The sequence below is a fragment of the Kitasatospora sp. NBC_01246 genome, assembly GCF_036226505.1.
GTDB lineage: Bacteria > Actinomycetota > Actinomycetes > Streptomycetales > Streptomycetaceae > Kitasatospora.
On the sequence record NZ_CP108484.1, the window covers coordinates 849,049 to 874,499 of the forward strand.

Annotated in this window: 25 protein-coding genes and 1 pseudogene; 14 read left to right on the forward strand and 12 right to left on the reverse strand. The window is 74.3% G+C overall.

The genetic code is table 11. From position 1 onward, the window contains the following. Positions 1-78: 78 nt before the first annotated feature. A complete protein-coding gene (locus OG618_RS03870; RefSeq protein ID WP_329485724.1) occupies positions 79-1,185 on the reverse strand; it encodes a hypothetical protein in 1,107 nt (368 codons plus the stop codon). A gap of 579 nt (positions 1,186-1,764) precedes the next feature. Here OG618_RS03870 and OG618_RS03875 point away from each other — a divergent pair. The 7 genes from OG618_RS03875 (at position 1,765) to OG618_RS03905 (ending at position 8,816) form a co-directional block, all read left to right on the forward strand. Next, positions 1,765-2,091 (forward strand): carboxymuconolactone decarboxylase family protein, encoded by a 327-nt coding sequence (locus OG618_RS03875; protein ID WP_329485725.1) that lies wholly within the window; start codon positions 1,765-1,767, stop codon positions 2,089-2,091. Positions 2,092-2,264: 173 nt separating this feature from the next. After that, complete coding sequence (locus OG618_RS03880; protein ID WP_329485727.1) at positions 2,265-3,590, forward strand: diacylglycerol/lipid kinase family protein; 1,326 nt, start codon at positions 2,265-2,267, stop codon at positions 3,588-3,590. Positions 3,591-4,252: 662 nt separating this feature from the next. Beyond that, the gene (locus tag OG618_RS03885; RefSeq protein ID WP_329485728.1) at positions 4,253-5,821 is read left to right on the forward strand and encodes a sensor histidine kinase; all 1,569 of its coding nucleotides are present in this window, start codon (positions 4,253-4,255) and stop codon (positions 5,819-5,821) included. Further along, complete coding sequence (locus tag OG618_RS03890; RefSeq protein WP_329485730.1) at positions 5,818-6,225, forward strand: roadblock/LC7 domain-containing protein; 408 nt, start codon at positions 5,818-5,820, stop codon at positions 6,223-6,225. The genes OG618_RS03885 and OG618_RS03890 overlap by 4 nt, the downstream gene beginning before the upstream one ends. Next, entirely contained in the window at positions 6,222-6,581 is a 360-nt protein-coding gene (locus tag OG618_RS03895; RefSeq protein ID WP_329485732.1) for a DUF742 domain-containing protein, read from the forward strand. The genes OG618_RS03890 and OG618_RS03895 overlap by 4 nt, the downstream gene beginning before the upstream one ends. Next, a complete protein-coding gene (locus tag OG618_RS03900; protein WP_329485733.1) occupies positions 6,562-7,170 on the forward strand; it encodes a GTP-binding protein in 609 nt (202 codons plus the stop codon). The genes OG618_RS03895 and OG618_RS03900 overlap by 20 nt, the downstream gene beginning before the upstream one ends. A gap of 125 nt (positions 7,171-7,295) precedes the next feature. Beyond that, on the forward strand, positions 7,296-8,816 hold the full coding sequence (locus tag OG618_RS03905; protein WP_329485734.1) for a cytochrome P450: 1,521 nt from the start codon (positions 7,296-7,298) through the stop codon (positions 8,814-8,816). 108 nt (positions 8,817-8,924) lie between these two features. Here the strand turns inward: OG618_RS03905 and OG618_RS03910 are convergent, their stop codons facing one another. The 4 genes from OG618_RS03910 to OG618_RS03925 all read right to left on the reverse strand — a co-directional run bounded on the left by OG618_RS03910 (position 8,925) and on the right by OG618_RS03925 (position 12,877). Beyond that, the gene (locus OG618_RS03910) at positions 8,925-9,410 is read right to left on the reverse strand and encodes a hypothetical protein (protein ID WP_329485736.1); all 486 of its coding nucleotides are present in this window, start codon (positions 9,408-9,410) and stop codon (positions 8,925-8,927) included. Positions 9,411-9,524: 114 nt separating this feature from the next. After that, complete coding sequence (locus OG618_RS03915; RefSeq protein WP_329485738.1) at positions 9,525-9,941, reverse strand: VOC family protein; 417 nt, start codon at positions 9,939-9,941, stop codon at positions 9,525-9,527. A 10-nt stretch (positions 9,942-9,951) separates the two neighbouring features. After that, the gene (locus OG618_RS03920) at positions 9,952-10,326 is read right to left on the reverse strand and encodes a helix-turn-helix transcriptional regulator (protein WP_329491999.1); all 375 of its coding nucleotides are present in this window, start codon (positions 10,324-10,326) and stop codon (positions 9,952-9,954) included. Positions 10,327-10,477: 151 nt separating this feature from the next. Then, on the reverse strand, positions 10,478-12,877 hold the full coding sequence (locus tag OG618_RS03925) for an excinuclease ABC subunit UvrA (protein WP_329485739.1): 2,400 nt from the start codon (positions 12,875-12,877) through the stop codon (positions 10,478-10,480). Positions 12,878-13,251: 374 nt separating this feature from the next. Here OG618_RS03925 and OG618_RS03930 point away from each other — a divergent pair, with 374 nt between their 5' ends. After that, positions 13,252-14,061: an SDR family NAD(P)-dependent oxidoreductase gene (locus OG618_RS03930; protein WP_329485740.1), complete on the forward strand. Its 810-nt coding sequence runs from the start codon at positions 13,252-13,254 to the stop codon at positions 14,059-14,061. A gap of 394 nt (positions 14,062-14,455) precedes the next feature. Beyond that, positions 14,456-14,755, forward strand: coding sequence for a WhiB family transcriptional regulator (locus OG618_RS03935; protein WP_329485741.1), 300 nt, complete (start codon positions 14,456-14,458; stop codon positions 14,753-14,755). 257 nt (positions 14,756-15,012) lie between these two features. Here OG618_RS03935 and OG618_RS03940 read toward each other — a convergent pair whose 3' ends face one another. The 3 genes from OG618_RS03940 to OG618_RS03950 all read right to left on the reverse strand — a co-directional run bounded on the left by OG618_RS03940 (position 15,013) and on the right by OG618_RS03950 (position 16,336). Then, the gene (locus OG618_RS03940; protein WP_329485742.1) at positions 15,013-15,564 is read right to left on the reverse strand and encodes a GNAT family N-acetyltransferase; all 552 of its coding nucleotides are present in this window, start codon (positions 15,562-15,564) and stop codon (positions 15,013-15,015) included. 8 nt (positions 15,565-15,572) lie between these two features. Further along, positions 15,573-15,701 carry a hypothetical protein gene (locus OG618_RS03945; RefSeq protein ID WP_329485743.1) on the reverse strand — a complete coding sequence of 43 codons (129 nt, stop codon included), beginning with the start codon at positions 15,699-15,701 and terminating at the stop codon, positions 15,573-15,575. 104 nt (positions 15,702-15,805) lie between these two features. Next, the gene (locus tag OG618_RS03950; protein WP_329485744.1) at positions 15,806-16,336 is read right to left on the reverse strand and encodes a hypothetical protein; all 531 of its coding nucleotides are present in this window, start codon (positions 16,334-16,336) and stop codon (positions 15,806-15,808) included. Positions 16,337-16,832: 496 nt separating this feature from the next. Here OG618_RS03950 and OG618_RS03955 point away from each other — a divergent pair, with 496 nt between their 5' ends. Further along, positions 16,833-17,471 (forward strand): DUF1345 domain-containing protein, encoded by a 639-nt coding sequence (locus OG618_RS03955; protein ID WP_329485745.1) that lies wholly within the window; start codon positions 16,833-16,835, stop codon positions 17,469-17,471. Between the two features lie 48 nt (positions 17,472-17,519). On the opposite strand, the gene OG618_RS03960 is transcribed toward OG618_RS03955, so the two are convergent. Both OG618_RS03960 and OG618_RS03965 read right to left on the reverse strand, forming a co-directional pair. Then, complete coding sequence (locus tag OG618_RS03960; protein WP_329485746.1) at positions 17,520-18,512, reverse strand: ArsR/SmtB family transcription factor; 993 nt, start codon at positions 18,510-18,512, stop codon at positions 17,520-17,522. 372 nt (positions 18,513-18,884) lie between these two features. Continuing rightward, positions 18,885-19,553 (reverse strand): class I SAM-dependent methyltransferase, encoded by a 669-nt coding sequence (locus OG618_RS03965; RefSeq protein WP_329485748.1) that lies wholly within the window; start codon positions 19,551-19,553, stop codon positions 18,885-18,887. A 291-nt stretch (positions 19,554-19,844) separates the two neighbouring features. Between OG618_RS03965 and OG618_RS03970 the strand changes: the two genes are divergently transcribed. Further along, the gene (locus tag OG618_RS03970; RefSeq protein WP_329485750.1) at positions 19,845-21,293 is read left to right on the forward strand and encodes a condensation domain-containing protein; all 1,449 of its coding nucleotides are present in this window, start codon (positions 19,845-19,847) and stop codon (positions 21,291-21,293) included. Between the two features lie 164 nt (positions 21,294-21,457). On the opposite strand, the gene OG618_RS03975 is transcribed toward OG618_RS03970, so the two are convergent. Continuing rightward, a complete protein-coding gene (locus OG618_RS03975) occupies positions 21,458-21,973 on the reverse strand; it encodes a DinB family protein (protein WP_329485751.1) in 516 nt (171 codons plus the stop codon). A gap of 202 nt (positions 21,974-22,175) precedes the next feature. On the opposite strand from OG618_RS03975, the gene OG618_RS03980 reads away from it, so the two are divergent. Further along, positions 22,176-23,870 (forward strand): sodium:solute symporter family protein, encoded by a 1,695-nt coding sequence (locus OG618_RS03980; RefSeq protein WP_329485752.1) that lies wholly within the window; start codon positions 22,176-22,178, stop codon positions 23,868-23,870. Positions 23,871-23,883: 13 nt separating this feature from the next. After that, the gene (locus OG618_RS03985; protein WP_329485753.1) at positions 23,884-24,192 is read left to right on the forward strand and encodes a hypothetical protein; all 309 of its coding nucleotides are present in this window, start codon (positions 23,884-23,886) and stop codon (positions 24,190-24,192) included. Between the two features lie 82 nt (positions 24,193-24,274). Here OG618_RS03985 and OG618_RS03990 read toward each other — a convergent pair whose 3' ends face one another. Next, entirely contained in the window at positions 24,275-24,595 is a 321-nt protein-coding gene (locus tag OG618_RS03990; RefSeq protein ID WP_329485754.1) for a hypothetical protein, read from the reverse strand. Positions 24,596-24,835: 240 nt separating this feature from the next. Between OG618_RS03990 and OG618_RS03995 the strand changes: the two are divergent. Continuing rightward, positions 24,836-25,282, forward strand: a pseudogene (locus OG618_RS03995) (hypothetical protein); the annotation flags it as partial. Between the last annotated feature and the right edge of the window lie 169 nt (positions 25,283-25,451).

The following is a 25,451-nucleotide window of genomic DNA, read 5'->3' on the forward strand; positions in this document are numbered from 1 at the left end:
CGGGCGGAACCGCGCGGGCGGGGAGTGGTCCGGGACTGCCGGGGGCCGGCCCCGACTACCGGGGCCGGCCCCCGGCGGTCAGAACGCCGAGGTGTAGGCGGTGAGGAACGGCGCCGACACCGGCGATCCGGCGGCGTTGAAGCAGATCGTGTAGAGCTTCACCGTGCCGGCGCTGCGGGCCCACGGCAGGGCCAGCCCGCACCAGCCCGGGCCGGGGCCGTACGCCGTGGCGTGCGCGGTGTCCGAGGGGACGGCCACCCCGGGCAGTGTGATGGTGAACGGGACCGAACCGGCCAGCGTGTTGGTCGCGCCGCTGGAGTTGAAGTTCGTCGCCGCGGGGACCCCGCCGTTGAACCAGAGGTAGCCGAACGACTTCGGCGGGAACGCCGGCCCGTGCAGGGCGCGCTTGAGGGAGTAGCTCAGCGTCCACCGGGTGTCGTACGGCGCGCCCGCCGCGTTGAAGCAGCTGACCACCACGGTCTGACCGGACGCCGCCGGCGCCCAGTCGGCCACCTTGCAGCGCGCGCCCTGGACCGCGTCGACCGCGGTGACCTCGATGTTCCCGGCAGCGGTGGACAGGCCCAGACCGGGCAGCCAGGCCTTCCAGATCCCGGTCGAGCCGTGACTCACCGTGTTGACCGCGCCGGCGGAGTTGTACTGCGCGAGCACCGCCCCCGAGATGTCCGAGAAGGTGTAGCCGTAGGAGCCGCCGGCCGGCGACGGGGTCCCGCTGCTGGTGGTGTAGAGCACGGTGAACAGCGTGTTGTCGGGGGCGCCGCCCGGCCGGTAGCAGTTCACCGCGACGTCCTGCCCAGTGCCCGCCGTGGACCAGCCCTTGATCTGGCACCAGTTGCCGGTACGGCCGACGGCGGTGGCGTGGGCGATGCCGCCCGGGCCGGCGATGAACGGGAAGTGCACGAGGTACGAGCCGACCGCGAGCTGGTCGACCTTGACGGGGTTGCTCGCCGGGGAGGGCCAGCTGCCCCACTGCCGGGTGGGGTCGGGAACGTACCCGGCGGGCGGGGTCGGGTTGTCGAGGAACGCGAAGCCCCAGCGGTCCGGCACGGCGGCCCGGGCGGGGCCGGCCGTCGGCAGGGCGACCGCCACCACGGCGGCCAGCGTGGTCAGAACGAGCAGGACGGCGCGGACGGGTCTGAACGACGGTGCGACAGTGCGGGCATGCATGGGCGTACTCCCTGGGTGGTGAGGAGGGGTGTGCGGCCTGCGTCGGTGCAGCCTGCGCTACGAGCCCGCTCCCGGTCCCCGGGGCGGGCCGTGGCCGACGGGACGCACCGGTGCCCGGAGAGCCCGGTGGTGTCCGACGTCGGCCGACGCTGTCGGGGTCAGGCCGACGGCGCCTCACATCGTAGGAGCGCACCGGCCGCAGGCCCAGGCCTCTGGCATGTCCCGGACGGCGGTTGTCGGCCGTTCGCCGGACCGCCCCACCCGCCCCGGCGGCGCCCGCGGGACGCTCCGCCCCCACCGGCCGGTGGCCACCGGCACCCGGGACCTCACGGCCGGTCGGCCGCCCCAGCCGTACCACACCGCCCGCGCCGCGGCGGTGACCGGAACGCGGCCCGGTGTGGGGGCGGGCGGGGCCCGTACGGCGGGCCGGCGCGCCCGACCCCGGACGCCCCGCCCGCCGCGGAGTGCGACCGCCACCCATCCGGCCTATGGTCGGTGTACGGGGGCACGGCAAGGCGAGCGGTCCGCTGCTCCCGGAGACGACGTGCCGGCCCCTCCCGGCGAAGGAGATGGCCCGGTATGACCAGCGCGTCCGAAACCCCCGTGCTCGACACCCTGGCCGCCATGACGCTCGACTCGGTCGAGCGGTGCGGCCTGCCGATGGACACCTTCCTCCTCACCCGGATCGCGGCGCTCGTCGCGATGGACGCACCACCGATGTCCTACCTGGCCCACATCGGCGCCGCCGACGGAGCCGAGCTGACGGCCGCACAGCTCCAGGACGTGCTGGTCGCCATCGCGCCGATCGTGGGCACCGCCCGCGTGATGTCGGCGGCCGGGCACATCGCGGAGGCCCTCGGCATGGCCATCGCGGTGGCCGAGACCGACATCGCGGCGGGCGGCTGACAGCCTTCCCTCCACCGGCGGGCGGCGTGCCGCGAGGTCGGCGCCCAGCCGCGACCACCCGAACCGGGTGGCCGGTCGACACCGTCCGGGCACCCGGTGACCGGACGCCCCGCGCCCGGGCGCGCCGGGAGCGTCGTGCCCGGTGCCGGGCGAAGACCGAGGAGACGCGCAGCATGGCGTCCCGTTCCCTCCTGAGTGCCCGCTGGTCCGCCCGGGCGGCCCTGGCCTGTGTGCTGGGCGCGGTGGCCGTGCTGGTGGGCACGGTCGGCGCCGGCGGCATCCTGGTGCTCGCCGTCGGGCTGGCCGGGCTGGCGCTCACGGCGGCCGGGACGTGGTGGGTGGTCTCCCACCACGGGGTCGTCCGGCTGGCGGGCGCCCTGCTCGTGGTCGCGGCGCCCGCGGCCGTCGTGGTGGGCTATGCCCGGGCCGGGCTCTGGCCGGTGGCGCTGGCCGCGCTCGCCCTGTGGGCGGTCGCCGCGGCGTTCGCGCGGTCGGCGTTGCGCGCGGCCCGGCCCTTCCACGGCATGCGGGCGGTGGCCCGCGCGCTCCCCCGGCACCCCGTGCTGATCATGAACCCGAGGTCCGGCGGCGGCAAGGTCGACCGGTTCGCCCTGGTGGAGCGGGCCGAGGCCCTGGGCGCCCGGGTCGTCCTGCTGGACACCGCGACCCACGTGGACGTCGCCGAACTCGCCCGCCGGGCCGTCGCGGAGGGCGCGGACCTGCTCGGCGTGGCCGGCGGCGACGGCACCCAGGCCACGGTGGCCGAGGTCGCCGCCGAGCACGACCTGCCGTTCCTGGTGATCTCGGCGGGGACGCGCAACCACTTCGCCATGGACCTCGGCCTGGACCGCGACGACCCGGCCCGCTGCCTGGACGCGCTGACCGACGGGGTGGAGCTGCGGGTCGACCTGGGCACCGTGGGCGGCCGGGCCTTCGTCAACACGGCCTCGTTCGGCGCCTACGCCGAGATCGTGCAGACCCCGCAGTACCGCGACGCCAAGGCCGGCTCGGCCCTCAGCGCCCTCCCCGACCTCCTCCTCGGCCACTCCGGGCACGCCCTGGAGGCGGTGCTGGCGGACGGCACCCGGCTGACGGGACAGCAGGCGCTGCTGGTCAGCAACAACCCGTACACGGCTCCCGAACCGACCGTGGTGGGCAACCGCCGGCCGCGGCTGGACCGGGCGACGCTGGGGGTGGTGGGGATCCGGGTGGGCAACGCGTCGCAGGCCGCCGCCGTGGCGCTGCGGGGCAGCCGGGCGGCGGGCCTGCGCGTCCTGACCGCGCCCCGGGTGGTGGTCGACGCCGATGCCGGGCGGATCTCGGTCGCCGTGGACGGGGAGGCGCTGCGGCTCCCGACCCCGGTCACCTGCGCCGTCCGGCCCGGTGCGCTGCGGGTGCTGGTGCCGCGCGACCGCCCGGGGGCCCCGCCGGCCCGGCCGGCCATGGACTGGCGCGAGGTCGCGGCCCTCGCCCTGGGCCGCCGGCCCCCGTCGGGGTGACGGGGCGCCTGGAGACGGGGGCGCGCGACGGTGGGGCGCGTCGGAGCGCCCGCGCGCCGGTCGCGGACTTCGACCGCCCTGCGCGGGTTCCGGTCGCGCCGGGACCACCGGACCGGCGCGCCTCCGATCACCGGCGGCGTACGCCGGTCCGCCCGGACCGTCCGGGCAACGCCGCTTCGGGGGAACGGCCTTGACGGTCCACCGGGGCCGGCGTCCACCGCACATCACCTGCCGAAGCCCTCCGCACGGCCCGTCGAAGGCCCGTCGCAGACCTCGGCCTAGCACGAACTCGCCACGCTGCGGGGGGATTTCCCGGGGATACCCCTCACATGAGCGAACCCCGCCCCGGCCACGGTACGACGGGCCCGGGACAGGGCAAGTCTGGTGCCTGTGCTCAGCCGGCCGGCCCGATCCGGCCGGCGTCCGGGTTCCGCGGAACGTGCGACAGAGCCACACCGAATCGGCTATAAAACACTGTTACTGATCTTTCGTCAGAAATGTCCCGGAGTTCCGGTTGTCCCGACCCCGGGCCGGGTCCCGGCGCGCACCCTTCGCGCCGGGGCCGCCCGGCCGGGTGCGGGCGCCGGTCCGCCCACGGTCCGGCGCCGCCGGAGCCGGCCCCCGCCCACTCTCCCCACTCCTTCGAGCGCTTGAGGATGCTGATGCTTCGTGCTGGATCGTCACCCGGAGGCCGACGCCCGGCTCCCGTTCTCGTGTGGCTGGTGCCCACGGTCGTGACGGCGGGCGCCGCTGTCGTCGCCGCGCTGGTGGTCTCCACCGGCGCCCGCGCGGGGGTCCTCTGGTCCGGAGCGGTGGGCACCGCGGCGGTGGCGGTGGTGGCGGCCGAGACGGCCCGCCGGGGCCGCGCCCTCGCCGCCCTGCGCGAACGGTTCGCCCTCCAGGAGAACGAGCTGCGCCGCCGGCTGGCCCGGCAGGAGGCCGAGACCCTCCGGCTCGCCCAGACGACCATGCCCGAGGCCATCGCCCGGCTCCGGCGCGGCACCTCGACCGACGAGATCGTGCGGTCGTACGAGCCCCAGGACACCGGCACCGGCCCGCAGTTCCACGCCGCCCGGCTGGCGGTGCTGCGCAGCATCCTGGAGATCGTCGACACCGAGGAGGGCATGCGCGAGGCCACCCAGCGGGCCTTCGTCAACATCGCCCGCCGCGTTCAGGCGATCGTGCACCGGCAGGCCCAGGAGCTGCGCCAGATGGAGGACCGGCACGGCAACGACCCGGCGGTCTTCGAGGACCTGCTGCGCCTGGACCACGGCAACGCCCTGATCGGCCGCCTCGCCGACAGCATCGCCGTCCTCGGCGGCGCCCGCCCCGGTCGCCAGTGGCGCAGGGCGGTCCCGCTGTACAGCGTGCTGCGCGGTGGCATGTCGCGCATCCTCGACTACCGCCGGGTGGAACTGCACCCGGTCTCCCAGGTCGCCGTGGTCGGACCGGCCGTCGAGCCGCTCATCCACGCGGTCGCCGAGCTGCTCGACAACGCCACCCGCTACTCCCCGCCGCAGACCAGCGTGCACCTGACCGCCGTCGAGGTGCAGACCGGCATAGCGATCGAGATCGAGGACGGCGGCCTCAGCCTGAGCGAGGAGGGCCGGGCCCGCGCCGAGCGGATGCTCCTGGAGGCGCAGGCCGGCATCGACCTCAACGACCTCGGGGAGACCCCCCGGCTCGGCCTGGCCGTGGTCGGACGGCTCGCGCAGGCCTACGGGTTCCAGATCTCGCTGCGGCCCTCCGCCTACGGCGGGGTGCGCGCGGTGCTGATCGTGCCGCAGGAGCTGATCACCACCGCCCCCGCCACCGGCCGGGCCCACGGCATCGGTGCCGCCGCGAACCCCCTGCCGGCGCCGGACACCGCGCCCCGGCCCTCGGAGCGGACGCGTCCGGTGTCCGTCTCGCGGCCCTGGGGTTCGCGGACCGTCGCCACCGCCTCGCAGCCGTTCCCGGTCGGCGACGACGTGCCGGTGGTGACCGAGCGGACCGCGAACGGCCTGCCCCAGCGCCGCCGCCACGCCGCGCCCTACCGACGGGGCGCGGCCGAATCCCCCCGGATCGCCCCGGCCCCCCGGGCCCCGGAGCCCGCGCCGGCCCCGGCCCAGGCGCCGGCCCAGCCCGGTATGTGGCTGGCCGCGTTCACCGAGGGGGTGAACGGCCACACGCCGTCCACCGACACGGCCGGCCCCACCAGCGAAGAGTCGTCAGGGAAGAGCGAGCAGTGATTCAGCAGCGGAGCAACATGGACTGGATGCTCAAGGATCTGGCGGAGAGCGTCCCGTACACCCGGCACGTCGTCGTCCTCTCCGCCGACGGTCTGCGGATGGCCCAGCACGGCACCGACAACGACACCGCCGACCGGCTCGCCGCCGCCTGCGCCGGCCTGCAGAGCCTCGCCGCCGCGGTCGGGCACGAGTTCCCGCACAGCGACGGCCGGATGCGGCTGGTCGTGATCGAGATGGGCGGCGGCTTCTTCTACCTGATGGCGGCCGGCGCCCGCGCCTACCTCGCCGTGCTCGCCGACGAGGGCGTCGACGCCGGGCTGATGGGCCAGCGGATGCGCGACCTGGTCGCCCGGATCGGCGAGCACCTCACCACACCGGCGCGCAACGGCGGGCAGGTCGCGTGAGTGCGACCGACCAGGACTGGGACGACGGAGAAGCCGAACGCCTCTACGTGATCACGCGCGGCCGCGGCGGACCGGCCGAGCAGACCACGTTCGATCTGGTCACCCTGATCGTCTCCCGGGCGCAGCCGACTCCCTCGATGCAGCCGGAGCACGCGGCGATCCTGCGGATCTGCGGCTCGCCCCTGTCGGTGGCCGAGATCTCCGCCTATCTGCGACTGCCGATGAGCGCGGTCACCGTCCTCCTGGCGGACCTCCTCGCCGAGGAGCTGATCGAGGCCCGAATGCGGGTCCCCCAGGCCATCCTTCCCGAACGCGCCCTGCTGGAGGCGGTGATACATGGACTTCAGAGACTCTGAGACGGCCCTGGGCCCGCAGCGCGCCGACCTCCTGCCGGCCTCGGCCACCACGGCGGTCAAGGTGGTGATCGTGGGGGGCTTCGGGGTCGGCAAGACGACCCTGGTCGGCTCCGTGAGCGAGATCCGTCCGCTGACGACCGAGGAGACGATGACGCAGGCCGGAGCCGACGTCGACGACACGGCCGGGATCGAGCGCAAGACCTCGACCACGGTCGCGATGGACTTCGGCCGGATCAGCATCAACGAGGAACTGGTGCTGTACGTGTTCGGCACCCCCGGGCAGGAGCGGTTCTGGTTCCTCTGGAACGGCCTGTTCGAGGGTGCGCTCGGCGCGGTCGTGCTCGTCGACACCCGTCGGCTCGAAGTCAGCTTCGAGGTCATCGGACGGCTGGAGGACCGTGGCGTGCCGTTCGTCGTCGCGGCCAACACCTTCCCCGAGTCGCCGAGTTACCCCGTCGAGGAGCTGCGGGCGGCGCTCGACCTGCCGCCCGAGGTGCCGATCGTGGACTGCGACGCCCGCACCCGCGAGTCCAGCCGTGACGTGCTCCTCGCCCTGATGCGCTACCTGTACGACCGCCCGGCGCCCTAGGGGGCACGGCCCGGCCACCGCGCTCCCCGGCCGGAGCCCGGGCCGTGCCCCCGCCGCCCTTCACACTCCCCCCGCCCGCGACGGCCGCCTCCGAGTGGCCGCCCCGCCCCGACCCCGGAGCCACCGTGACCTCCCCGTTCCCTGAGGACGCCCTGCCCACCCCGCCGCCCGGCTGCCCCGCGCACGGCCTCGCCACCGGCGGTTCCGGTACCGGCGGCCTGGGCGCCGGCGGCCTCCGGCGGCTCTACGGGCCCGAGGCCGAGGCCGACCCGGCGGGCCTGTACGAGAAGCTGCGCGCCGAACACGGCGAGGTGGCACCGGTCCTGCTGCACGGCGACCTCCCGGCCTGGCTGATCGTCGGCCACTCCGCGAACCTCATCGCGATGCGCACGCCCTCCCGGTTCTCCCGGGACTCCCGCCGCTGGTCGGCCTTCCAGGACGGGCTGGTCTCCCCGGACTCGCCGCTGATGCCGGTGATCGCCTGGCAGCCGCTCTGCGTGTTCGCCGACGGCGAGGAGCACAAGCGCCTGCGCGGCGCCGTCACCGACGGGCTGAACAGCTTCGACCGGCGCGGGGTGCGGCGCCACGTCACCCGCTTCACCGACCAGCTCGTCCAGGAGTTCGGCCCCACCGGCCGGGCCGAGCTGGTCACCCAGTTCGCGGAGCACCTGCCGATGCTCGTGATGACCCAACTGGTCGGCATGCCGGAGGAGTACGGCCCGCACCTGGTCTCCGCCGCCCGCGACCTGATGAAGGGCACCGAGACGGCCATCGCGAGCAACGACTACGTCGTCGCGACGCTGCGCCGGATGATGGAGCGCAAGCGGGTCTCCCCCGGCCCCGACCTGGTGTCCCGGCTGATGCAGCACGAGGCCGGGCTCACCGACGACGAGGTCCTCGAACACCTGCGGGTCGTCCTGCTCGCCGCGAACGAGACGACCGTCAACCTGATCGCGGACACCCTCAAGATGGTCCTCACCGACCAGCGGTTCCGCACCCACCTGTCCGGCGGCCACATGACCCTGGCCGACGCCCTGGACCAGGTGCTCTGGGACGCGGCGCCGATGTCGCTGGTCGCGGGCCGCTGGGCGACCGGCGACACCGAACTCGGCGGGCAGCAGATCAAGGCCGGCGACATGCTCCTGCTCGGCCTCGCGGCCGGCAACTCCGACCCTGCCATCCGCCCCGACCTGGCCACGCCCCTCCACGGGAACCGCTCCCACCTGGCCTTCGGCGCCGGTCCGCACGAGTGCCCCGGCCAGGACATCGGCCGGGCCATCGCCGAGACGGGGATCGACATCCTGCTCACCCGCCTGCCGGACCTCCGCCTCGCGGTCGAGGAGGAGGAGCTGAGCTGGACGTCGGCCTGGATCTCGCGCCACCTGTCCGCCCTGCCCGTCGAGTTCACCCCGAGGACGCCCGAGGGCGAGCGGCGGGCCCCGACCGGCACGCTGCCGCCGCCGCGCAGCGTTCCCTCCACACCGCCGCCCGCCACGCCGCAGGCCGTCGGGGCGCAGGCCACCGCGTCGCAGGCCGTCGGGGTCGAGCCGGCCGGTCCGGCCGTCGCCGAGGACGCGCTCGCCGCCGCCGTGCCCCGGCCGCGGCGCTCCTGGTGGGACGCGCTGACCCGGTGGTTCCGGCCCTGAGCCGCTCCGGTCCCTGAGCGGGGCCCGGCTCCGGGCTTCCGGCTCTGAGCCGGGCCCCGCTCCCCGGTCCGGCTCAGGCCTCGGTCCGGCCCCGCTCCCCGGTCCGGCTCAGGCCTCGGCCTCGTCCAGGTCGACGGCGGCCGTGCCGTGCAGCACCCGCCCGGCCACCCGTGCCTCCTCCAGGCTCCGGGTGAAGACCTCGATGCGCTCCCGCGGCTCCAGGGACATCAGTCCGGGCGGCCACGTTCCCGGCGGCACCACGAGGACGACGGCCCGGCCGCGCCCCTCGGCCGCCGACTCCCAGCCGGGCGAGACCTCGACCGGGGAGGCGGGCTCCCACACCTGCCGGCCGCCGACCAGGACCAGCCTGGCCAGCAGCGGGCCGCGCACCTCCAGCACCCCGGTGGTGTCCGGCGGGTCCCCCGCCGCCAGCGTGAACCCGCTGTCCACCAGGTTCTCGACGAGTTCGCCGTGCAGCGCGGCGCCGACCTCCACGATCACCTCGGCGAGCGGCGGCCCGTCGGCCGTCTCCCGGATCGCCAGCGCCCACACCATCGGCGCCCGCTGCGGGCCCGTGCCCGCCTCATCGGACACCCGGCCCACCGCCCGCCCGCACGCGGCGCTCCGAGCCGAACGGACCGGCCGGGTGCGGCCGGTGACCTCCCGTCCGGGACGGGGCCGGCGCCCACCGGGCACGTCCGCCGGGAGTCACCTCGCGAGGGCCTGGGTGAACCGCACCAGGTTGCCGGCCGGATCGCGGAACCCGCAGTCGCGGACGCCGTAGGGCTGGTCCATCGGCTCCTGCAACACCTCCCCGCCGGCCGCGCTGACCCGCTCGAAGGCGGCGTCGCAGTCGTCCGTCGCGAAGATGACACCGCGCAGCAGCCCCTTGGCCATCAGCTCCGCCATGGCCTGCCGGTCCGCCGAGGAGGCGTTCGGGTCGGCGAGCGGCGGTTCGAGCACGATGTTCACGTCCGGCTGTGAGGGCGCGCCGACGGTCACCCAGCGCATCCCCTCGAACCCGACGTCGTTGCGCACCTCCAGGCCGAGCACGTCGCGGTAGAAGGCGATCGCCTTGTCGTGGTCGTCGACGGCGATGAAGCACTGCGAGAGCCTGATGTCCATGCCGCCCAGGCTACGACCGGGGGGCGGCGCCCGCTTCTCCGTTCCTGACCGGCCGCGTGTGGATCTTGGCGATGCAGGCCGGGACGGCGGCGCCGTCCTCGTGGTCACGGGCCCGGTAGCTGCTCGGGTTCTCGCCGACCAGCTCGGTGAAGCGGGTGCTGAACGAGCCGAGCGACGTACAGCCGACCGCGAAGCACACCTCGGTCACCGTGAGGTCGCCGCGGCGCAGCAGCGCCTTGGCCCGCTCGATGCGGCGGGTCATCAGGTAGCTGTAGGGCGTCTCGCCGAAGGCGGCGCGGAAGCTGCGGGAGAAGTGGCCCGAGGACATCAGGGCATCCCGGGCCAGGGCGGCGACGTCCAGTGGCTCGGCGTAGTCGCGGTCCATCCGGTCCCGGGCCCGCCGCAGCCGGACGAGGTCGTCGAGCTCTTGCGGCTTCACCCGGCCAGTCTCCCACAGCGCCCCGGACCGGGGCCGGGCGCGGACCCCACCGCCCGCCCGCGCGGACGCCGGGGTCGGCGCGGACGGGGGCGGGGGGTCAGGCTCCGACGTAGGCGGCGAGGTGCTCGCCGGTCAGCGTCGAGCGGGCGGCCACCAGCTCGGCCGGGGTGCCCTCGAAGACGATCCGGCCGCCGTTGTGGCCGGCGCCGGGGCCGAGGTCGATGATCCAGTCGGCGTGGGCCATGACCGCCTGGTGGTGCTCGACGACGATGACCGACTTGCCGGCGTCGACGAGCCGGTCGAGCAGGCCGAGCAGCTGTTCGACGTCGGCGAGGTGGAGACCGGCGGTCGGCTCGTCGAGGACGTAGACGCCGCCCTTGTCGGCCATGTGGGTGGCCAGCTTGAGCCGCTGCCGCTCGCCGCCGGAGAGGGTGGTGAGCGGCTGGCCGAGGCTGAGGTAGCCGAGCCCGACGTCGGCCAGCCGGCCGAGGACGGCGTGCGCCGCCGGGGTGCGCGCCTCACCGGCGCCGAAGAACTCCTCCGCCTCCGTCACCGACATCGCGAGCACCTCGCTGATGTCGCGGCCGCCGAGCCGGTACTCCAGCACCGCCGCCTGGAACCGCTTGCCCTCGCACTCCTCGCAGGTGCTGGCGACGCCGGCCATCATCGCGAGGTCGGTGAAGACGACCCCGGCGCCGTTGCAGGTCGGGCAGGCACCCTCGGAGTTGGCGCTGAACAGGGCCGGCTTCACCCCGTTGGCCTTGGCGAACGCCTTGCGGATCGGGTCGAGCAGCCCGGTGTACGTCGCGGGGTTGCTGCGCCGCGAGCCGCGGATCGGGCTCTGGTCGACCGAGACCACGCCCTGCTCGGCGCCCAGCGGGCCCTTGACCAGCGAGCCGTGCACGAGCGAGCTCTTGCCGGAGCCGGCGACACCGGTGACCACGGCCAGCACCCCGAGCGGGATGTCGACGTCGACGTCGCGCAGGTTGTTGGCCGTCGCGCCCCGGACCTCCAGCACGCCGGTGGGCTTGCGCACCTCCTCCTTGACGGCGGCCCGGTCGTCGAAGTGGCGGCCGGTGACGGTGCCGCTGGCCCGCAGCCCCTCGACGGTGCCCTCGAAGCAGACGGTGCCGCCCGCCGTGCCGGCGCCCGGGCCGAGGTCGACGATGTGGTCGGCGATCACGATCGTCTCCGGCTTGTGCTCCACCACGAGCACCGTGTTGCCCTTGTCCCGCAGCCGCAGCAGCAGGTCGTTCATCCGCTGGATGTCGTGCGGGTGCAGACCCGCGGTGGGCTCGTCGAAGACGTAGGTGGTGTCGGTGAGCGAGGAGCCGAGGTGACGGATCATCTTGACCCGCTGGGCCTCGCCGCCGGACAGCGTGCCGGACGCCCGGTCCAGCGCGAGGTAACCCAGACCGATCTCCACGAACGAGTCGAGGGTCTGCTTCAGCGCGGTGAGCAGGGGCGCCACCGACGGCTCCGTGAGGCCGCCGACCCAGACGGCCAGGTCGCTGATCTGCATCGCGCAGGCCTCGGCGATGCCGATCCGCCCGATCTTCGACGACCGGGCGCCCTCGCTGAGCCGGGTGCCCTCGCACTCGGGGCAGGTGGTGAAGGTGACCGCCCGCTCCACGAACGCCCGGATGTGCGGCTGCAGCGATTCCTTGTCCTTGGACAGGAAGGACTTCTGGATTTTGGGGATCAGGCCCTCGTAGGTGAGGTTCACGCCCTCGACCTTCACCTTGGTCGGCTCCCGGTAGAGGAAGTCCTGCATCTCCTTCTTGGTGAACTTCCGGATCGGCTTGTTCGGGTCGAGGAAACCGGACTCGGCGTAGACCCGCACCGTCCAGAAGCTGTCCGACTTCCACCCGGGGATGGTGAACGCGCCCTCGGCGAGCGACTTGGAGTCGTCGTAGAGCTGGGTGAGGTCGATGTCGGAGACGCTGCCCCGGCCCTCGCAGCGCGGGCACATGCCGCCGGTGCGCTGGAAGGTCGCCTTCACCGTCTTCTTGTCGCCGCGCTCGACGGTGATGGCCCCGCTGGCCCGGACGGAGGGCACGTTGAAGGCGTAGGCGCTCGGCGGGCCGATGTGCGGCTCGCCCAGCCGGCTGAAGAGGATGCGCAGCATCGCGTTGGCGTCGGTGGCGGTGCCGACCGTGGAGCGGGGGTCGCTGCCCATCCGCTGCTGGTCGACGATGATCGCGGTGGTCAGCCCTTCGAGGACGTCGACCTCGGGCCGTGCCAGCGTCGGCATGAAGCCCTGGACGAAAGCGCTGTAGGTCTCGTTGATCAGCCGCTGCGACTCCGCCGCGATCGTGCCGAACACCAGGGAGCTCTTGCCCGAGCCGGAGACACCGGTGAGCACCGTCAGCCGGCGCTTCGGGATCTCGACGCTGACGTCCTTGAGGTTGTTCACCCGCGCGCCGTGCACGCGGATCACGTCGTGGCTGTCGGCAGCGTGCGGCGCAGTCGGCTGCGCGTCCGTCCTCTTGGCCATGCCTGTCGTCTCTCCATCCGTCGTGCGGGCCGCCCTCGCGGGCTGTCTCGGCGGCACCGGCTCGATCCAACCAGGTCCCACCGACACTCTCGTGTCCCCGGCCGGGCCGGCGGACCTCGCCGATCCGGCCGTGTCGCCCGCGGGGTCGCGGAACCAGGCTAGGCACGAGCGGGCGGTCGCGGCTTCTCGGATCCTGATCGGTCCGGGTGCCCGCCCGGCGGCCGCGCGGTCGCCTCCGGTCGCGGTCCCCGGTCGCCGGTCGCGGTCTTCGATCGCGGTCCTGGGTCACGGCCTCCGGCACGAGGGGACCTGACACGGCGTGAGCATAGGATCCGATGGTTCACGGAGCATCGATACCGGCGGAGGCGCCCCCCATGTCCGATCAGCGCGTTGTCATCGTGACCGGCGGCGGTACCGGCATCGGGGCGGCCACCGCCCGGCTGCTACGGGCCGAGGGCTGCCGGGTGGTGGTCTCCGGGCGGCGGTCCGAGCCGCTGGAGCGGGTGGCCCGGGAGACCGGCGCGCTCGCCCGGGTGTCGGACACCACCGACCCGGACGACGTGCACGCCCTGGTGGAGGAGACCGTCTCCGCCTTCGGCCGGCTGGACGGGGTGGTGCTCAACGCCGGTGTCGGCCGGGGCGGTTCGGTCGGCGACGTCACCCTGGACGACTGGGAGCTGGTGATGCGCACCAACCTCACCGGTCCCTTCCTCGTACTGCGGGCCGCCCTGCCCCACCTGCTGCGGTCGCGGGGATCCGTGGTGGCGGTCTCCTCGGTCTCCGCCCTGCGCAACGGGGTGGGGAACGCGGCCTACGCCACCTCGAAGGCCGCGCTGCTGCAGCTCTGCCGCTCGCTCGCCGTCGACTACGGCCACCGCGGGCTGCGGGCCAACACCGTCTGCCCCAGCTGGGTGCGCACGGAGATGGCCGACCGCCGGATGGCCCGCTTCGCGGACGAGGAGGGGCTGGCCGACACCGACGCGGCGTACCGGGAGGCGACCCGGCTGACGCCGACCGGCCGGCCGGGCGAGCCCGAGGAGGTGGCCGCGGCGATCGGCTGGCTGCTGTCCCCGGCGGCGAGCTACGTCAACGGCGCGGTCCTCACCGTGGACGGCGGGGTCACCGCCCTCGACCCGGGCACCACGGCCTTCGACTTCCGGCTGGAGCCGCGGCACGGCGCCTGACACCGCCCGGGCTCGTCCGCCCGCGCGAGCCGGTCGCCGACTGGTCGGCGCTCCGCACGCCCTGTCGAACCCGCCGTCCGGGCACGGGGCCCGCTGCCCGCCCTGCTGCGGCCGCGGGACGCCACCCTCCCGCTCTGCTCGCCCTCCCGGGGCCCCGGACCCGGACGACACGATCCGGGCGGGGCTCGGCGACCTCGCCGCGCCGCGGCCGGGCAGCGGCCTGCTCCGTCCGGTGCGGGCGGCGGTGGCCGCCCGGGCCGCTCCGGCCGGTCCGGTTCCCGGTGCGACGGGGCCCCGGTGGCGAACCCGGCCCGGGACGGCAGGCATGAAACGACCGATCCGGGTCAGACGAGGCACGCACCGCGCCCGTTCGTCGTCGACAAGGAGCCGTAGCGTGAGCGACATCTCCCACCTGCCCGGCACACCGGAGCACCGTTGGAACCGGCCGCAGCACGCCGCGTGCCGGAGCACCGACGGCAGGCGCCTCTTCCAGCGCGTGGGCGCCGCCGACGCGGGCCACGGCGAGGCCGAGGAAGCGGCCAAGGCCCTCTGCGGTGACTGCCCGGTGCGGATCGAGTGCCGCCGCCACGCCCTCGCCGCGCGTGAGCCGTTCGGCGTCTGGGGCGGGCTGGGCGCGGAGGAGCGCCACGCCCTCTTCGTCCACGACCGGACCGTCGTCCGCCCGGCCGCCTGACATCCCGGGCTTCCTGCGTTCCCGGACGCCTGACGTCCGGGCCTTCCTGACCTCCCGGGGTCGGTCGCACCGCCGGACGGCTCCGCAGCCCTGGAGCCGGGACCGATCCCCGAGCCCGGCCGGCCGAGGCCATGCCGCGGCCGGCCGGGCACCGGCAGCCCCGCACACGCGGGCGGCGGTGGCGCGGCGGGGCTCCTCGCCCGCGCCGCGCCACCGCCGCGGGCGGCACGGCGCACACCGTGCCGCCGTGGTGGCGGTCAGCCGCGCCGGACGGCCAGCTCGACCTCGCGGGCGGTCCCGTCCCCCGGCGCGGGGAGGTGGTGGCCGGTGGGCTCGAAGCCGGTCTTCCGGTACATCGCCCCGGCCCGGCCGTTGGCCTCGTGGACGAAGAGCCGCACCCGCTCGACGCGCGGCTCGGCGAGCGACCAGGACCAGTCCAGGGCGGCCTCGAAGAGCCCCTGCGCGACACCGCTGCCGCGCGCCTCGGACCGCACGAAGACGCCGACGACATGGGTCTGCGCCTGCTCCGGGACATCACCGAAGAAGGTCGCCGTACCGGCGTGCTCGACCAGCACCGAGACGGTGCCGAGCCAGCGCCCGTCGGCCGCCTCCGCGACGAACTGCCGCGCGGCGACGCCCTCGGCCGCACCGGCGGCGCGCTCCTGCCAGAACTCGTCCGGCTGGGCGGCCGCCTTCTCGTAGCTGTCGTGGAAGGCGATGGGCGCCGCCGGATCGAGCAGCGCGTCCAGCCGGAGCTGCTTGATCTTCGGCCAGTCCTCGGCGTCCACCGCCCTGATGATGTGCTTCATGCGCATGATCATCCCACCGCCACCGGCCGCCCCCGCAGCGGGGGAGCCGCCCGCCCGAACGACGGGACGAAGGCCCGCAGCTCGGCGACGAGCAGCAGGTCCCCGTCCCCGGAGGCGGGCGGCGAAGGAGTGGACACCCCGAGTGGATCTTCGAGGCTCCCGGGCCGGTTCCCGTGATCCGCGTCACCGGGGCCGCCCGGGGCGGGGCGACGGACCTCGGGCACCCGCCCCGCCGGTGCGGTCAGCGGCCGAGCACCGCGTCCGCGGCCTGGCCCGCCTGGGCCTGCTCGATGCGCTTGGCCAGCAGGACGGCGAGGCGCTGCGCCGTCGCGGTGTCCACCGGGCCGTCCTCGGTGGTCACGGTGGCGACCACGGTGCCGGCCCGCATCACGACGGCGATGCCGTCCCGGCCGCCGGGCTCGCCCTGCCAGGCCCGGCTCTCGGTGCCGATGGCGGGCAGCTCCACGGCGTGGTAGCGGGTGGCGTCTCCGTACGCCGCGTACGCCGCCTTGAGCTTGTCCTGGGCGGCCGCCTTGGTCGGCAGGGTGTCGACGAGGAAGCGCGCGACCACGTCGCCGGAGCTGAACCTCGCCTCGCCGCTGAGCGGCTTGCCGTTGCAGGCCGCGGGGTTCTGGCAGTCCGCGGAGTGGTCGGTGAGGTCGACCCGCCGCTTCTCCTGCTCCCAGCCGGTCATCGCGGCCTGGTCCGGCATCAGCTGCAGGACGGCCCGGTAGTCGAGCAGCGGCGTCGCGGCGTCGCTCCAGACGGGCATCGGGACGGCGCCGGCCGCCGGGCCGCCACCGGGCGCGGCGGTACCGCCGGACGGCGCCGCGCCGGGCGCCGGGGCACCGCCGCGGCGGCCGCACCGGGCGAGGCGCCCGCGCCGCCGGTGGAGGCCTGCGGCGACGCGGTGCCCGCACCCGCGCTCGCCTCCGCGCTCGCACCGGCCGTCGCCGTGCCCCGGCCGGCCGCCGCGGCGCCGTCGCCCGAGGCCTTCGAACCGCTGGAGCCGCAGGCCGTCAGGACCCCCAGCAGCACCCCGGCCGTAGCCACCGTCATCGTGCGACCGACCAACTTCACAGCACTCTCCCTCGTACCCCGGTGTCCGTGGACCGCCAAGGAACCATAGCCCCGACCTCCCCGGCTCCGTCCCGCCCCTCCCCCTTCGCCGGTCGGGGCCCGTTCTCCGGGCTCCCGCGCCCGGCTGCGCCCGGGCCCGGCCGCGGATACGCTGACGCCGACCCCCGCCGTCAGCGCCTGAGGCCCCCATGAACCACTCGCTGGTCCTCTCCGCCGTCCCGCGGCTCGCCGGCTCGGCCGTCCTCGGAGCGGCCCTCGGAACGGTCGTCGCCGTCCTGACGGGCGTGCCGCTGGGCGTCCTCGCCGGCATCGCCGGAGCGGAGACGGCCTTCGTCGTGGCGGGGTGGATCGTCCTGTGGCCGATGGACGCCGCCGCCACCCGCCGCAACGTCCGGCGCGAGGAGTTCCGGCCCGCCCTGGAGGAGTTCGCCGTCGTCACCGCCGCGCTGTGCGGACTGGTCGGCATCGTGCTGCTGTTCCTGGCCAGCCGCTCCGACCTGAGCCGGGCCGCGGCCGCGACGGCCCTCTGCGGCGTGTTCACGGCCTGGGCGGCGCTCCACCTGATGTACGCCACCCGCTACGCGTACATCTACTACGGGAGCCCCGGCGGCGGGATCGACTTCAACACCGAGGTCCCGCCCCGGTACAGCGACTTCCTGTACTTCAGCTACAACCTCGGCATGACGTACCAGGTCTCCGACACCAGCGTCTCCAGTACCGGGCTGCGGGCGGTCGTGCTGCGGCACTGCCTGCTGTCCTACGTCTTCGGCGCCAGCATCCTGGCCACCACCATCAACCTCGTCGCCGACATCGCCACCGGCCGCTGAACCGCCGCCCGGCCCGGCGCTCCGGACCGCCTTCGGACGGCCGCCGGGTCAGTGCCCGGCCGGGGCCAGCAGGGCGTCCGCGAGCGCGGTGCGGGCGTAGAGGACGGAGCGGCCGCTGCGGTGCGCGGTCACCAGGCCGGCGTTGCGCAGGGCCGTCAGGTGCTGGGAGACACCGGCCGCGGACAGGCCGGACCGCTGGGCGAGCCGGGTGGTCGACGCGGGCGTGTCGAGCTCGGTCAGCAGCATCGTGCGGGAGCGGCCCAACACGGCGGCCACCGCGTCCGGGGAGGTGGTGGCCCGGGGCTCCCAGAGGTTGCCGATCCCGCGCGCCGGATAGGCGAGCTGCGGCGGCTCAGGCGCCACCGACCGGGTCAGCACCTTCGGCCAGGCGAACGCGGAGGGCACCAGGAGCAGCCCGGAACCGACCTGGTCACGGGTCAGCGCGCAGTGCCGGCGGACCAGCCGCAGGGTGCCGTCGTCCCACCGGACGGAGTCGTGCAGCTCGTTGAGCACGTGGGCCGAGCCGTGCTCCGCCACCTGCCGCGCCCGGTGGAACACATCGGCTTCGAGCAACCGCCGGATCCGCTCCCAGTAGGGCGCGAGGGCGAGCTCCCAGTAGGCCTCGACCTCCGCGGCGACCTTCGCCAACGCCTCCTCCGGAGCCTCGGACAGGATCCGGAACCGGGCAGGCGCCCCGTCGTCGCGCTCGGCGGCCAGCATCCCGAGCTCGACCCGCACCCGCTCGGGCGCGGTCCGCCGGATCGCCTCCAGCTCGGTGGCGAGCGTGGGGAACGGACCGGCCGGAGTCGGATTGAGGAAGTCCGCGAGGTAGCCGTCGACGGGCACGAGCTCCGCCAGCCACCCCCGGTCGAGCCCCGCCCGCACCAGCCGCGGCCGGACCTGCTCGGCCCACCGCCGGTACAACGGCTGCTCGTCCGCCCGCCGCAGCAGCCGGAAGCTGGTGACGACCTCCCACATCGGCGACACCGCGAAGCGCGTCTGCGCCAGGTCCGCCGCGGAGAAACTCAGCCCCGCCTGCATCCGCCCCACCCTCCCTCGCCCTCCGCCCGAGCCTAATCGACGGGGCCCGGGGCATCGACGAACTCGCCCTCGAACCGACCTCCTTGCTGCCCTCCCAGCGTCGACCGCCTGCGGGAGGACTCGCGGGAGACGCCGCCCGGGTCGGGCATCTACATCGTCCGGCCGGGCACGGGGGCGCGGGACGTGACCATGGTCTGACCAGGTCCGGCCGGGCAGGGTGGACCTGGATGCGACCAGGGGGCGGGGGCGTCGGGCCGGGGACTCGGGCGGCGGTCGCCCCTTCCGTCACCACGGCCCCGGCCCGTACCGCCACGCCTCCGGGCCGCACCGCGTCGACCGGTGGCAGGTACGCCCTGGTCCGGTGCCCGATCCTCAGCCCGGCCGCTTGGCCATGATGACCACGCCCGGTCCGACGTGCTCGTCCGCGGGGAGCCGGAGTTCGGCGACCGGGCGCAGTCCGGCCTGCTCGATCAGGTGCGTGAGCTGCTCGGGCCGCCACTTGTGGGTCGTCCAGCGGACGGGGACGCCTCCGTAGGCCTCGGTGCGCAGCGCGTCCTCGTCGCCGACATGGGTCGCGGTGATGAAGTGTCCGCCCGGCACCAGGGCGCGCGCGAACATGGCGAGGACCTGGGGAAGGACGTCACGCGGGAGGTTGAACAGTGACCACCAGCCGAGCAGGCCGCCGTGGGAGGCGTCGGCGAGGTCCAGGTCGGTGGCAGAGCTGACGCCGAACCGGCACTGCGGGTGGAGGCGGCGCGCGTTCTCGATCATGCGGGGGGAGAGATCGACGCCGGACACGTCGAGGCCGCGCTCGGCGAGGTAGGCGGTCACCGTTCCGGGCCCGCAGCCGACGTCGAGCACGGGCCCGAGGCCGCTCACGGTGTCGGCGAAGGCGTCGATCGACGCCTTGAGCCACGGGTGGGTCCGGATGTCGCCGATCCCCGTGGTCGCCACCATGTGGGCGTAGTTGTCGGCCACGCGGTCATAGGACTCGCGGACCACGTCGAGATCGGACGGTCGGTCGATGGGGTGAGCGCGCATCAGCCAACGATAGGCCTGTGCGACGGTCTGCCGCCGGGGTCTTGTGGCCGTGGTCGCCGCTTGCCCGGGGGACCGAGCCTGCCGGCTCGGCCGCGGTGACCCGGTCCGGCGGGCATCAGGGCGTGCCCTGACGGCCTGTTGATCGTTGCTTGATTGGTCCGTCACCAACACCCCGTCGGCCGAGACGCGTACGGGACGTGATGCCGGAACGCCCGTGGCGAGGACGGGCCGACGGGTGGCGGCGGTGCGCCGGGACCGCCGGCGCACCGCGAGTCGAGAGAGGGAGCACCTGTGCGTATCACCGACCTGGCCCGCTGCGAGGCCCGTCCGGGGCGTGTCATGGAATGGACCCTCCACCCGTCCACCATCGACGCCGCCACGGCCCTGGCGGACGACCTCCGCCCGCTCTCCCACCTCCAGCAGTCGCACCTGCGCACCGCGCGGACCGTACGCGACAACGGCCTGACCATGCCGACCTGGATCGGCACCCGGTTCAGCCTGCCCGGCCCGGCGGATCCGGCCGTGCTGGAGGCCACCCTGCTCGACTGGACCCTGCGCCACGAGACGCTGCGCAGCGGATTCCGCCGCCGCACCGAGGGCGTCCGCCGGTTCACGATCGGCGCCGGTTCGGTGGCCCTGCACCGGCACGAGGCAGGGGTGTTCGACCGGGCGGAGGAGCTGGTCACCTACCTGCAGAACCGTTTCGACGCCGCGACGAACGCGCTCGAATGGCCGAACTACATCTACGCGGCCGTCCTGCGCGAGGACGGCACGGACGTCTACCTCGCCTTCGACCACAGCAACGTGGACGCGTACTCGCTGTTCCGCATCCCCGCCGAGGTCCACGAGCTCTACGACACCCGCCGGGGCGGCGGCGAACCGCGAGCGGTCGAGGTCGGAAGCTACCTCGACTTCTGCGAACTCGAATGCGCGCACGCGGAGCAGGTCGACGAGATCCACTCGGCGGTCGCCCGCTGGCGGGAGTTCATCGCCGGCTGCGACGACCGGCTGCCGAGGTTCCCGCTCGACCTCGGTCTGGAGCCGGAGGAGCCGATGCCCGCCCAACGGCTGATGACCGAGATGCTGGTGGGCGAGGAGCACGCCGCCGGGTTCGAGCGGTACTGCCGCCCCTTCGGGGGCACGCTGGCCGGCATCCTGGCCGCCAGCGCGCTGATCGCCCGGGACCTCGGCGGGCACGACGTGTACCGGACGGTGGTGCCGTTCCACACCAGGGCGGCCTCCCAGTGGCAGGACTCGCTGGGCTGGTACGTCGGCGTCGTACCCATCGAGATCCCCGCGGCCGACGCCCCCGACTTCCGGAGCGCGCTGGCGATGGCACGCTCCGAGCTGCACGCGAACCGCCGGCTTGCCCGCACCCCGCTGGCCCGGATCCTGCACCTGCTCGGCTCGGACTTCCGTCCGACCTCGCCCGACCTGCACTCGCTCATGTCGTTCGTCGACGCCAGGGCCGTCCCCGGAGCCGAGCGCTGGACCGAGCAGAACGCCTGCGCGACGGTCCGGGTCTCCCACGGCGACCAGGCCTGCGTCTGGATCACCCGACTCCACGAGGGTCTGCACCTCGCCTGCCGCCACCCCGACACCACCGTCGCCGCCCAGTCCCTGCGCGCCTACGCGGACGCGCTGCGCGACACCGTCGTACGGGTCGCCGAGGACGGCGGCGACCTCGTGCCGGGGAGGAAGCACGCAGTGGTGGACGCCCTCGCTCCCCTGCCGGCCTGAGTGGCCCGAGCGGCCTGAGTGACGAGGGCGGCCTGAGTGACGAGGCGGCGGCCGCGTCGGGGGCCGGCTCCGACCGGCGGTCCTCGCGTTCACCCGATTCCGGTGGACGAGATCCGCCGGATCGGACGGTTGGACGGCTGGTCCATCGCGGGGCATCGCCCGGGTCAGTAATAGCCCTTGGTGCCGTCGAGGAGCTCCCGGACGATGTCGGCGTGGCCGGCGTGGCGCCCGGTCTCCTCGACGAGGTGGATCAGCATCCAGCGGAGGTTGGCGCCACCGGAGCGGAAGCCGGAGTGACGGCCGACGTCGTCCAGGGAGGCCGCGGCGACGATCTCGTTGCTCCGGGCGCACTGGGCCTCGTACTCCGCGAGCAGCTCGGCCAGGGAGCGGTCGCCGGGCTGCCAGTCGGCGTCCTCGCCCGACTCGGCGAACGACGGGTTCTGCTTCTCGTCGCCGCCGAGGAACAGGACCTCCAGCCAGGTGTGCTCGGTCCAGCGCATATGAGTGATGAGACCGGCCATCGTCATGGCCGGTGAACTCGGGAGGACGGAGCGACGAGCGTCCTCCTCCGTCAGCCCCTCGCACTTCCAGCGAAGAATCTGCCGCTGCAGGTCCAACCAGCCGATGAGCGCGGTACGTTCGTCGGCCTGAAGTGGGGGGCGTTCCAGTTCGGGTGTCATATCGGCGCAGGCTACCGGCCTGCCCGGGGCCCTGGCACCTGGTTTTCCGGACGGCCGGCGTCGAACGGCCGGCGTCGGCCGGTCGGTGTCGGCCGGTCGGTCGAGCGACTCGCCCACGGGCGGGTGACGCGGGGTGGCGGGCGGGCGCGCCGCTGCTAGAAGTCCGGAAGCGGAGAAGCTCCCGTAACGGATCGAGGCAGCAGTGAACTCCCTTGCCGAGGCAAGCCTCCGGCTGGATGCCGAGCCGGTCGACTACGTCCTGCTCGCCGTCTACTTCGCCCTGGTGCTGGGTATCGGCTCGCTCGCCCGCAGGTCGGTCTCCTCCAGTCTGGACTTCTTCCTGGCCGGCCGGTCGCTGCCCGCCTGGATCACCGGCCTGGCGTTCATCTCGGCCAACCTCGGGGCGGTGGAGATCTTCGGGATGACCGCCAACGGCGCGCAGTTCGGCATCCCGACCGTGCACTACTACTGGATCGGCGCGATCCCGGCCATGGTCTTCCTCGGCCTGGTCATGATGCCGTTCTACTACGGGTCCAAGGTGCGCAGCGTCCCGGAGTTCCTGCGGTTGCGGTTCGGCCGCTTCGCGCACCTGGTGAACGCGCTCAGCTTCGCGCTCGCCCAGGTGCTGATCGCCGGGGTCAACCTGTACGCGCTCAGCACGGTGGTCAACGCCCTGCTGGGCTGGCCGCTGTGGTCCTCCGTCCTGGTGGCGGCGCTGATCGTGCTGGCGTACACGACCCTGGGCGGGCTCTCGGCCGCGGTGTACAACGAGGTGATGCAGTTCTTCCTGATCGTCGCCATGCTGGTGCCGATCACCCTGGTAGGGCTGCACCGGGTGGGCGGCTGGGACGGGCTGAGCGACCGGATCCGGGCGGTGAACGCCGACGCGGCGGAGCAGTTGAACGCCTGGCCGGCCAGCAACCTGACCGGGATCGCCAACGCCACCCTGTCCGTGCTGGGCATCGTGTTCGGCCTCGGGTTCGTGCTGTCGTTCGGCTACTGGACGACGAACTTCGCGGAGGTGCAGCGCGCGCTGGCGGCGAGGAACATGTCGGCGGCCCGGCGCACGCCGCTGATCGGCGCGTACCCGAAAGCGCTGATCGCGCTGGTCATCGTGATCCCGGGGATGCTGGCCGCGGTCCTCTCGCCGGAGCTGGCGCGGTACAAGGCGGCGGGCGGCACGTCGACCGAGGGCGTCACGTACAACAACGCGATCGAACTGCTCATCCGCGACCTGCTGCCCAACGGCATGCTGGGGGTGGCGATCACCGGGCTGCTGGCGGCCTTCATGGCCGGCATGGCGGCCAACGTGAGCTCGTTCAACACGGTGTTCACCTACGACCTCTGGCAGGCGTACGTGGTCAGGGGCCGGTCGGACGCGTACTACCTGCGGGTGGGCCGGACGGTCACCGTGCTCGGCTGCGCGATCGCGGTCGGCACCGCGTTCATCGCCAGTGGCTACAACAACATCATGGACTACCTCCAGACGCTGTTCTCGTTCTTCAACGCCCCGCTGTTCGCCACGTTCATCCTGGGGATGTTCTGGAAGCGGACGACGCCGCTCGCGGGCGGGATCGGGCTGATCGTCGGAACGGCGGCCGCCGTGACGGTGGACCAGCTCGTCCGCCACGACGTGCTGCACCTGGCGGGTCAGGGGCCCAGCTTCGTCGCGGCGAGCGCCGCCTTCGTCCTGGACATCGCGGTCAGCGTCGCGGTCTCGCTGGCCACCCGGCCCAAGCCCGACAGCGAACTGGTCGGCCTGGTCTGGTCGCTGACGCCCAGGGACCGGCTCAAGGAGGGCGACACCGCCGAGGACGCGGGCTGGTACCGCAGCCCCGCGCTGCTCGGGGCCGGGGCCCTGCTGCTCGCCACCGTACTCAACGTGATCTTCTGGTGAGAGGAGCGAGGACATGACGGATCCGACGACGGGGGCGGCCGGGCCGGCGGCCGTGAAGGCCGGGATCTTCGACCTGCGCCTGATCCTCGCGCTGCTCTTCTGCGTCTACGGCACGGTGCTGACCGTGCTGGGCGCCACCGCCACCTCGCAGGCCGACCTCGACCGGGCGGGCGGCGCGAACGTGAACCTCTGGGTGGGCGTCGGCATGCTGGTCGGGGCGGCGCTCTTCGCCGGCTGGGCGAGGCTGCGACCGGTCCGGCTGCCGCCGGGAGCGGCGGAGCCGACGGGCTCCACGACGGGCACCACGGGGCCGGAGCAGTAGGGCCGCCGCGGGTACGGGGTGGGGCGGCCGGCCGTGGCGGACGCCCGTCCACCGGCGGCGGTGTCACCACCAGGCTGCGGTGTCACCACCAGGCCGGACGCTGCCAGGGTTCCACGGTCACCCGGCCGACCGGGAGGATCACGGCGTTGCGACGGCGCCGCAGGGCGTCCGGGGTGTCGGCCCTGAGGAGAGCCGCCTCCCGCGCCTGGCCGCTGCTGTCGGCCCACTCGACGAAGGTCTGGGTGCCGGCCCGGCCGTCGGGGAAGGTCACCGGGACGGTGACGCACCAGGGGCTGCTGCTGCGCCCGCTCCAGGCGGCGACCTGACCCGCGCCCCGGGCGGTGCAGGACGCCGCCGGCACCGGGGCGGACTCCGATGGCGGGGCGAAGACGGATGCGAACATGGCTCTCTCCGGGTGTGACGCGCCTGCGGAAGCCGTGCTGTCTTCTTCCGGGTGGCGGATTCCGTCGCCGAGCGGCGTTTCGGACCGGCGGCGCTGTGGGGGCGATGCGGGTGGGGGCGGTGCCGTGTTCGGTACCGGAAGGAGAGCGGGGTGTGCTCCATCATGTTTCAACAGGTTCAAACACTTATGAACAACATGAAACGCCGATTGCGGAAGGGCGTCAAGACCTACCGGACGGAAATGTTCGCGTGCGGGGCGGCTCGCCGCAGTGGTCCGTTCACCGGCTCGGAACCCGCCGGGGAGCGCTTCGCCCGGATCCTGGTGCGGCCCACCCGGTCCACGATCAGCGAGTTCCGCACGGAGCTCACCGGCCTCACCCAGTGCGGGCTCCACGCGGGGGTCGGATTCGCCGAGGCGCGCCGAACGCCGGCGGCCGAACACCCCACAGGACGCCACCCGTGGGCCGGCCGGGGTGACGACGACCGCCACCGGTTCACCCGGCAGTGCCGGGCCACCCGGACCCCCTACCCCTTCGGCCGGCACCACACCAACGCCAAAGCCGCCTCACCGAGGCGTACGGCCTGCGCAGCCGACCCGGCATCGCGCAGGCCCTGGAGATCCGCCGGGCTCCCCCTGGAAGGCCGCCACCACTGGGGCGAGGACGACGCCTGGAACATCGCCGCGCTCAGCCCTCCACCTGTCCGAGCGGACCGACCGGCCCCGGCGTCGGCGGCTTGAATCCGCCCTCTGGCCGAGGGGCGCCACTGCCATCGGTGGATCCGGTCGGCAGGCCGGGACACCTCGCCGACGGTAGACGCCGCGCCGGGGCGAGCAGCCTGCGGCCCGGGTGGTCGGG